The sequence below is a fragment of the Mycobacterium sp. genome, assembly GCF_050701675.1.
Classification (GTDB): domain Bacteria; phylum Actinomycetota; class Actinomycetes; order Mycobacteriales; family Mycobacteriaceae; genus Mycobacterium.
Map to the genome: position 1 here is coordinate 1 of NZ_JBOGDD010000349.1, position 8258 is coordinate 8258.

At 68.3% G+C, this 8258-nt stretch carries 7 protein-coding genes; 2 read left to right on the plus strand and 5 right to left on the minus strand.

All coding sequences use genetic code 11. From position 1 onward, the window contains the following. Positions 1–2786: Na+/H+ antiporter subunit A (locus tag ACRDUX_RS10290; RefSeq protein ID WP_526413533.1), on the minus strand; the 2786-nt coding region annotated here is incomplete at its 3' end. 87 nt (positions 2787–2873) lie between these two features. Beyond that, complete coding sequence (locus tag ACRDUX_RS10295; RefSeq protein WP_526413535.1) at positions 2874–3317, minus strand: DUF1707 domain-containing protein; 444 nt, start codon at positions 3315–3317, stop codon at positions 2874–2876. 94 nt (positions 3318–3411) lie between these two features. On the opposite strand from ACRDUX_RS10295, the gene ACRDUX_RS10300 reads away from it, so the two are divergent. After that, a complete protein-coding gene (locus ACRDUX_RS10300; RefSeq protein ID WP_526413537.1) occupies positions 3412–3861 on the plus strand; it encodes an SRPBCC family protein in 450 nt (149 codons plus the stop codon). 136 nt (positions 3862–3997) lie between these two features. Further along, positions 3998–5050, plus strand: a complete 1053-nt coding sequence (locus ACRDUX_RS10305; RefSeq protein WP_526413539.1) for a class I SAM-dependent methyltransferase — start codon at positions 3998–4000, stop codon at positions 5048–5050. 18 nt (positions 5051–5068) lie between these two features. Here ACRDUX_RS10305 and ACRDUX_RS10310 read toward each other — a convergent pair whose 3' ends face one another. From ACRDUX_RS10310 to ACRDUX_RS10320, 3 genes are all read right to left on the minus strand, one after another. After that, positions 5069–7285, minus strand: coding sequence for an AAA family ATPase (locus ACRDUX_RS10310; protein ID WP_526413543.1), 2217 nt, complete (start codon positions 7283–7285; stop codon positions 5069–5071). Positions 7286–7293: 8 nt separating this feature from the next. Next, the gene (locus tag ACRDUX_RS10315; protein ID WP_526413541.1) at positions 7294–8145 is read right to left on the minus strand and encodes a CDP-alcohol phosphatidyltransferase family protein; all 852 of its coding nucleotides are present in this window, start codon (positions 8143–8145) and stop codon (positions 7294–7296) included. Further along, positions 8142–8258, minus strand: a 117-nt coding sequence (locus ACRDUX_RS10320) for a phosphatidylserine decarboxylase (protein WP_526413545.1), incomplete at its 5' end; no start/stop codon positions are given. The genes ACRDUX_RS10315 and ACRDUX_RS10320, both read right to left, overlap by 4 nt.

The following is an 8258-nucleotide window of genomic DNA, read 5'->3' on the forward strand; positions in this document are numbered from 1 at the left end:
ACGATCAGGTAGACGCCGAGGTCGAAGAACAGCGCGGTGACCAGCTTGAGGTGGCCCAGCACGGGAATGTCCAGTTCGATGACCGCCGACGACAGCACCGGCGCGCCGAGTAGCAGCGACGTGACTGCCGTCCCCGCCGACAGTGCCAGGCCGGCGCCGAGCACCTTGCCCGCGTCCAGCGGCAGTGCCTCGCCGAGTTCGTAGCGGCCGCCGGCCAGGTAGCGCAGCACCAGCGCGAGCCCGGCGGTCAGGCCTCCCGCGAAGCCGCCGCCCGGTGTGTTGTGGCCTGCGAAGAAGAAGTAGAACGACAGCACCATGATGAGCGGGAAGATGATCCGCGTCGCCACCTCGAGGACCAGTGACCGGTATCGAGGATCGCGGAGTTCGCTTCCGCGCAGCCAGGTGATGTCGCCGACGGCGGGGCTCGTCGCGAGCGCGGGAATGCGGCCGATGTCGGGCTGTCCGGCGTCGGAGACGCGGGGTGCGGATCCGAATCGTCTGTGCCGGAACACCATTGACGCCACGCCCGTCGCCGCCACCAGGAGCACCGAGATCTCACCCATGGTGTCCCAGGCGCGGATGTCGACGAGCAGCACGTTGACCGTGTTCCCGCCGTGGCCGCGGTAGTAGGCGGCGTCGGGCAGCAGGTCGGCGATCGGCCTGGTGGTCCGCGCTGCCATCGCGAACACGGCGAGGGTGGTGACGCTGACGCCGACGGCGAGTGAGAGCGCCAGCCGTGGCAACCGATTCCTCTTGATGTTGGCCTGCTCCGCCTCGGCGGGCAGGGTCCGCAACACGAGAACGAAGATGACCAGCGTCAACGTCTCCACCAGGAACTGTGTCAGGGCCAGGTCGGGTGCGCCGTGGAAGACGAAGATCACCCCGCAGCCGTAGCCGGTGACGCCGACGAGCAGCACCGCCGCCAGCCGGTTGCGCAACACCGTCGCACTGAGCGCCGCGGCCAGGATGATGAGGCCGACCACCACCTGCAGCGGCGAGTCCCACAACTTCAGCTCGGGACGGTCCCTGGCGCCGTGCATCAGCATCGCGATGGGCAGGAGTACCAGTGTGGAGAGGATGACCGCTTGCGTCGCGGGGATCGATCCGCGCTGGGTGAGTGCAGTGAGCCGGACCGCGAACACGTCGGTGCCCCGAACCACGGCGTCGTAGATCCGGTCGGCGTTGCCGAGAGGCAGGTAGCCGACACGGGCGCGACGCAGCCGGCCCCGCGCGAGGAATGCGGCGGTGCCTGCGGCGAGCACCAGGGCCGACAGCACCAGGGGCAGATTCACGCCGTGCCACAGCTCCAAGTGGTAGTCGGACCCGCCAGGGACGGTATCGGCGTACTCGTCGAGCACGTCGTCCAGACCCGTTGGCCAGACGCCGAATACCAGACCGGCGAACGCGAGGATCGCCGGGGCGACGAGGAAGACGCGGGACGGGCGGTGCATCTCGGACACGCGCTGGCTCGGCTCGGCGCGGCCCTTGCGGGCGAACGCGCCGTAGATGAAGCGCAGGCTGTAGATGGTGGTGAACACCGAGCCGAACGCCACCCCCGCCAACACCCATGGGGCGGCGACGCCGAGGGAGGCGCCGTCGGCCAGCGCGGTGAAGTCGGCCTCCTTGGCGACGAAACCGAGGAATGGCGGAAGGGCGGCCATGCTTGCGGTCGCGCCGACGGCGATGAGCAGCAGCGGACGTTGGCGGTCGCCGAGCCAGGCCAGCCGTCGGATGTCTCGCGTCCCGGTGGCGTGGTCGATGATGCCGACCACCATGAACAGGGCGGCCTTGAACATCGCGTGCGCACACAGCATCGCGAGACCCGCCAGCATCAGGTCGCCACCGCCCGCGCCGACCATCAGGATGATGAGCCCGAGCTGGCTGACGGTGCCGAACGCGAGGATCAGCTTGAGGTCGTACTCGCGCACCGCACGCCAGCCGGCGAGCAGCATCGTGACGAGCCCCAGTGTCACGATGATCGGTCGCCACCCCGGTGAGTCGGCGAAACCGGGCGTCATGCGTGCGACGAGGTACACACCCGCCTTGACCATCGCCGCCGCGTGCAGATACGCACTCACCGGCGTCGGTGCGGCCATCGCTCCAGGCAGCCAGAAGTGCATCGGCACGATCGCGGACTTCGACAGCGCGCCGATCAGGACCAGGATCACGCCGACGGCGGCCGCGGTGCCCGACGGTGGCGCCGCCACCAGCTCGGACAACCGGTAGGTGCCGGACAGCGTCCCGAGGATGACGATGCCGACCAGCATCGCCAGCCCGCCCGCAGTGGTGACCAGCAACGCCTGCGTGGCGGCGCGCCTGCTGGTGGCGCGTTCGGCGTAGTGGCCGACCAACAGGAACGACAACACCGTCGTCAGCTCCCAGAACAGGTAGAGCATCAGCATGTTGTCGCTGACGACCAGGCCGAACATGGCGCCGGAGAAGGCGACGAGCTCGGCGGCGAAGCTGGGCAGCCGCCGCTCAGTGCCACCGTCGTGGTGGTGGAAGTACTCGCCGCAGTAGAAGAGGACCAGGGCGCCGACGCCGAGGACGAGCACGCTCATGATCGCCGCGAGCGCGTCGAATCGGAACGTGATGTCCATCGACAGTTCGGGCACCCAGTCGAGGTGGACGGTCTGCTCGCCGCGCCCTGGCCAGTTGAGGGCCACCCATGGCAGCGAGCCGAGCGGGACGAGAGCGAGTGGGTAGAACGCCCGCCGTCCCCAACGGTGCACGAGAGCCGGCGCCACGAGGGCGGCGATCGCGTGTGCGTACAGGATGGCGAGCATGGCACTCCGGTGGTCGGGGTGTCAGCCGTCTAAGGGCTATGTCTTGTCATACTTTACGTGGCCCGCGACGCAGGGTTGGATCCGCACCTATCGCGACGTGACGATTCTGATCGGAATAGCGTGTGCGACAACGCCGATGCCCGCGCCGAGGATTGGCCAGACAGGCCAGAAGTACCAGGCCCCCGCGGACAACGCCACTGCCAACCAGACGGTCAGCACGACGACGACCATCAGCAGGTAGGCCGCGAGGTGGATCCGGACGGACATGCGCGCGGCGGCGTGGCGGGCGGCGCGCAGTTGGGGGTCGTTGCGGCGAAGTTGGTGGACCGGCAGGTCGCCGAGCAGCTCTCGGAGCTCGCCCGTGGTGTGCGCGCCGAACGCCGCCTGGACGCGGTCCTCGTACTCGGCCATGTCGAGGTAACCCTGGGCGAGGGCCGCACCGAGGTGCGCGGCGGTCGCCTCCCGCTCGTGATCGCCCGCGCGGGTGGTGGCGGGTGCAACGCGGGTCGCCAATCTGGTGCTGGTGGTCATGACACGCCTCCTAATCTTGACGCTGGCTAGTTACCGATATTCCGACTATGACATGTCACTATTGGCCTGTCAATGGTTGCGGTTGACTGGACCCATGGCAAGCGACGACAGACTGGTCAGGGCCAGTCTCGACATCACCGCACCCGCCGATCGGATCTTCGAACTCATCGCCGATCCGGCCCAACAGCCGCGCTGGGACGGTAACGACAACCTCGCGGAGGCTCCCGGCGGCCAGCGTGTGCACGGCGTCGGCGAGGTGTTCCCGATGTCCATCAAGCAGGGGTCGGTGCGGGAGAACCACGTCGTCGAGTTCGACGAGGGCCGGCTCATCGCGTGGCGGCCGTCCGAGCCGGGCTCACCACCACCGGGTCATCTGTGGCGGTGGGAGCTCGAGCCGTTGGACGGCGGGCGCACCCGGGTCACGCATACCTACGACTGGTCGCGGCTCACCGACGAGACGCGCGTCGAGCGTGCCAGGGCCATGACCGCAGACAAGCTGTCGGCCTCGCTGACGCGACTGGCCGCGCTCGCCGAAGGGGACTGACGCGCTTGAAGTTAGCTGAGCTTCGCTAAACATTTTAGTAGCGTGAATAAGCACTGATCGGGCCAATGTCCAACGGCCGTCTTACTTAGCCATCACCATGGGTTTACGTGACCCGACTAGTGAGACGAGCAGCATCATGGCTGTCGACGAAAGCAAGTTGAACGACTTCCTCGCCCATGCGGTGGGTGATCTCGGAGCGGCGATGAGCGCGACGCTGATGCTCGTCGGCGACCGGCTCGGCCTGTACCGCGAACTGGCCAGCGGCCCACTGACTCCGAGCGAATTGGCACAGCGCACCGGTACCAACGAGCGCTACGTCCGCGAGTGGCTTGGGAATCAGGGCGCAGGGGGATACGTGCAGTTCGACCACTCGTCCGGCGAATGGTCGCTGAGCCAGGAGCAGGAGCTGTGCCTGACCGACCCGAATGGTCCGGTCGACCTACCCGGTGCGTACAACATCGTCGAAGCGACGTTTCACGCCCTCACGCGCACGCTGGAAAACTTCACGTCCGGTGACGGCATGGAATGGGGCGAACACCATCCCTGCCTGTTCGACGGAACCGAGCGATTCTTCCGCGCCGGGTACAACGCCAATTTGATCGGGTCGTGGCTGCCCGCGCTTGACGGCGTCGTCGACAAGCTGCAGAGCGGCGCCAAGGTCGCCGACGTGGGCTGTGGGCACGGCGCCAGCACCATCCTGATGGCGACGACCTACCCGGATTCGGAGTTCATCGGGTACGACTATCACGCCGAATCCATCGACGTCGCACGGGAGAAGGCCGCGACGGCGGGTGCGGCGAACGCGCGGTTCGAGATCGCGGATGCGGTTGGCTATGAAGGTGACGGGTTCGCCCTCATCACGTTCTTCGACTGCCTGCACGACATGGGCGATCCGATCAGTGTGTCCCGGCACGCCCGCCAGGCGATGAACGATGACGGCACGGCGATGATCGTGGAACCATTTGCCAACGATCAGGTGCAGGACAACCTAACCCCGGTGGGTCGGGTGATGTACGGCGCGTCCGCCCAGATTTGCATTCCCGTTTCACTCGCGCGCAACGGTCCTGCGCTCGGCGCTCAGGCGGGTGAAGCGCGACTGCGCGAGGTCGTCGTCGAAGGGGGCGGGTTCACCCGATTTCGGCGGGCTACCGAGACGCCGTTCAACCTGGTCCTCGAGGCCCGTCCGTAGGCGCCCGAAGTCCGGCGACTAGCGCCCTTCGGCAAAGGCCCGCAGCGTCTGTACCTGAACCGGATCCAGTGACGGGCGTACCGTCGTGCGAGCCTTCTCGACGTCCGCGGCGGTGACGTCCGCGGTGTCGATCGAGCGCCGCATCGCCGTTAGCGCGGATTCCCGAAGCAGCGCAACGCAATCGGCGGCGCTGTAACCCTCGAGTTGGTCGGCGAGTTCGTCGAGGTTCACGTCGGCACTCAGCGGGATCGCCTTACCCGACGTGCGCAGGATGTCCCGGCGCGCATCGGCGTTCGGCGGCTCGACGAACACCAGCTTCTCCAGTCTGCCGGGACGCAGCAGGGCCGGATCGATCAGGTCGGGCCGGTTGGTGGCGCCGAGCACCACGACGTCGCGCAGCGGATTGATGCCGTCCAGTTCGGTGAGCAACGCGGCGACGACGCGGTCGGTGACACCAGAATCGAAGCTCTGACCACGGCGCGGAGCGAGTGCGTCGATCTCGTCGAGGAAGACCAGCGACGGGGCGGAATCGCGTGCGCGACGGAACAATTCGCGCACCGCCTTCTCCGACGAACCGACCCACTTGTCCATCAGTTCGGCGCCCTTCACGGCGTGCACCGACAGTCGTCCGGTGCTGGCGAGCGCCCTCACGACGAATGTCTTGCCGCAGCCGGGCGGACCATACAGCAGCACGCCGCGTGGCGGTTCAACGCCGAGTCGCTGGAACGTGTCGGGGTGCTGCAGTGGCCACAGCACCGCTTCGGTGAGCGCCTGCTTGGTCTCCACCATGTCACCGACGTCGTCGAGGGTCACCGACCCCACGACCACTTCCTCGGTGGCCGAGGACCGGGACAGCGGGCGGATCACCGACAGCGCGCCCGTCACGTCGTCCTGGGTCAGTCGGGGCGGTTGGCCGTCTGCGCTAGCCCGCGCGGCGGCCCGCAGTGCGGCTTCCCGGACCAGCGCGGCCAGGTCGGCGACGACGAAACCCGGTGTGCGCTCGCCGATCTCCTTGAGGTCGAGATCCGTCGCGGGCACGCCGCGTAGCAGAACCTCCAGCAGCGCCGTGCGCGTCGCGCCGTCGGGCAGGCTCAGCCCCAGTTCGCGGTCGCACAGCTCGGGCGTCCGCAATCTGGGATCCACGGCATCGGGCACCGCCGACGTCGCGACGAACGCCACGCCCGACGTGGCCACTGCGGTGCGCAATTCGGTGAGGATCAGCGTCGCGACGGGCTCCGCAGCAGTCGGCAGCAGCGCGTCGACGTCGGTGATGAGCAGGACGCCGCCGCGGTCGCGCAGCGTGTTCACCGCCGAGGTCACGCTCGCCAGTCGGTCCTCGGCCCGCAACGCTCCGACCTCGGGGCCGTCGAGTTCGACGAGCCGCCGCCCGGCGCACACCGCACGCACCAGGGTCGCCTTGCCCACCCCCGCGGGTCCCGACACCAGCACGCCCAGATTGGCCTTCGCGCCGAGGGTTTCGAGCAGCTCGGGTTGATCGAGGGCGAGCTTGAGCCACTCGGTCAGTCGACCCGCCTGAGCGTGCGCGCCCCGCAGATCGTCGACCGACACCGGAGGGCTCGTCAGCGGCTCGCTCGGCTTCCGGTTCGGCTCGGTCACGGTGTACGGCGCCGAGGACGGCTCCGTCGTCAACGCGGTGCCGTCACCCCACGCGACCAGCGAATTGGGTTGCACGCTAACGGGACCCGTCGGATCCACGCCCGTCACGGTGAGCAACTCCGAGGTCCAGGTGATGCCGACCGAGGACGCCAGGGCCGAGGAGGCCTCCGACGTGGACGTGCCGGGACCGAGGTCGCGCGGCAGGAGTGACACCGTGTCGCCGACCGTCATCACCTTGCCCAACAGGGCCAACCGCAGCGTGGCCGACGAGATGGACTGGGTGGCGAGCTTCGAACCGCTCACCGTGACCGATCGCGCGCCGTACACCGTGACGGGTGCCACCAGCACGATGGTGTTCTCCCGGAGGCCGGCGTTGGACAGCGTGACGTCGTCGAGCAGTGCCGTGCCGACCGGGGTGTCGGTGTTTGCCACGCCGACGACGGCCGACGTGGTGCGCGACCCCGTCAGCGCCACCGCGTCCCACTCCCGAATACCAAGTGCAGCAAGCGCTTCTGGGTGGAGGCGGACGACTCCGCGGCGCGCGTCCAGTGCGGAGGTGTTCAGGCGGGCCGTCAGGGGAAGGCGACCGAGCGGAGGTTCGTCATGCGTCTCGGTGATGTGATCGGTCACTGCCGCGGACCTGGCCTGCGCAGTCCGAGCCGGGCCATCGAGCGGCGATTGGGCGCCGCGCGTCGGGCCGCCCGCCGGACCGCCCGCCGCTGACCCGGTTTGACGTCCCACGCCTCTGGGCGGGCAGCGACCCAGCGTTGGCTGCGGATGGTGAACGGAATGATGATCAGGTAGCCCGCGATGATCAGCAGCACCAGGATGTACGGGAACAGAAGCAACGCGGCGGCCGCGGCGGCGACGAGGATCAGCAGGATGGGGGCCGCGTTGGGTGGCACCGAGATGGCCTTCAACGCCAGCGTCGGCACGCGACTGACCAGGAGGGCCGCATTCGCGGCGAGCCACGCACAGACGAACCACGGCGAAGTCCACCAGCCGTGGCCGAACTGCATCATGGCGACCAGCGGGCCGATCGATCCGACGGCGCCGCACGGAGCGGGCATGCCCGTGAAGAACTCGCGGGTGTAGGCCGGGCGGGTGTCGTCGTCGAGCAGTGCGTTGAACCGGGCCAGTCGGAGCACGACGCATACGGCGTAGAGCAACACGAAGATCCAGCCGACCTGGGAATGCTCGAGCATCGTCACGTAGATCACCAGCGCGGGAGCGACTCCGAAGTTCACCGCATCGGCCAACGAGTCGATCTCGGCGCCCATCCGGGACTGAGCGTTCAGCGCGCGGGCGATGCCACCGTCGATGCCGTCCAGGACCGCGGCGGCCCCGATGAGGGCCAGCGAGATCCACGGCTTCTCGTCGAGGGCGAACTTGATGGAGGTCAGGCCGGCGCAGATCGCCAGCACCGTGGTCGCACTCGGCAGGATTCGCAGACCGCGCTTGCTGACGTTGCTGGTCACGCCAACTCCGCCAGCACGGTCTCGCCAGCGACGGCCCGCTGGCCGATCTCGACGAGTACGCGGGAGTCTTCGGGCACATAGGTGTCCAGGCGCGAGCCGAAGCGGATCAACCC

Bases quoted from the DNA above. Each gene is read 5' to 3' on its own strand.
- ACRDUX_RS10300 (WP_526413537.1), top strand. From the start codon at position 3,412: ATGGCAAGCGACGACAGACTGGTCAGGGCCAGTCTCGACATCACCGCA.
- ACRDUX_RS10305 (WP_526413539.1), top strand. From the start codon at position 3,998: ATGGCTGTCGACGAAAGCAAGTTGAACGACTTCCTCGCCCATGCGGTG.
- ACRDUX_RS10295 (WP_526413535.1), bottom strand. From the start codon at position 3,317: ATGACCACCAGCACCAGATTGGCGACCCGCGTTGCACCCGCCACCACC.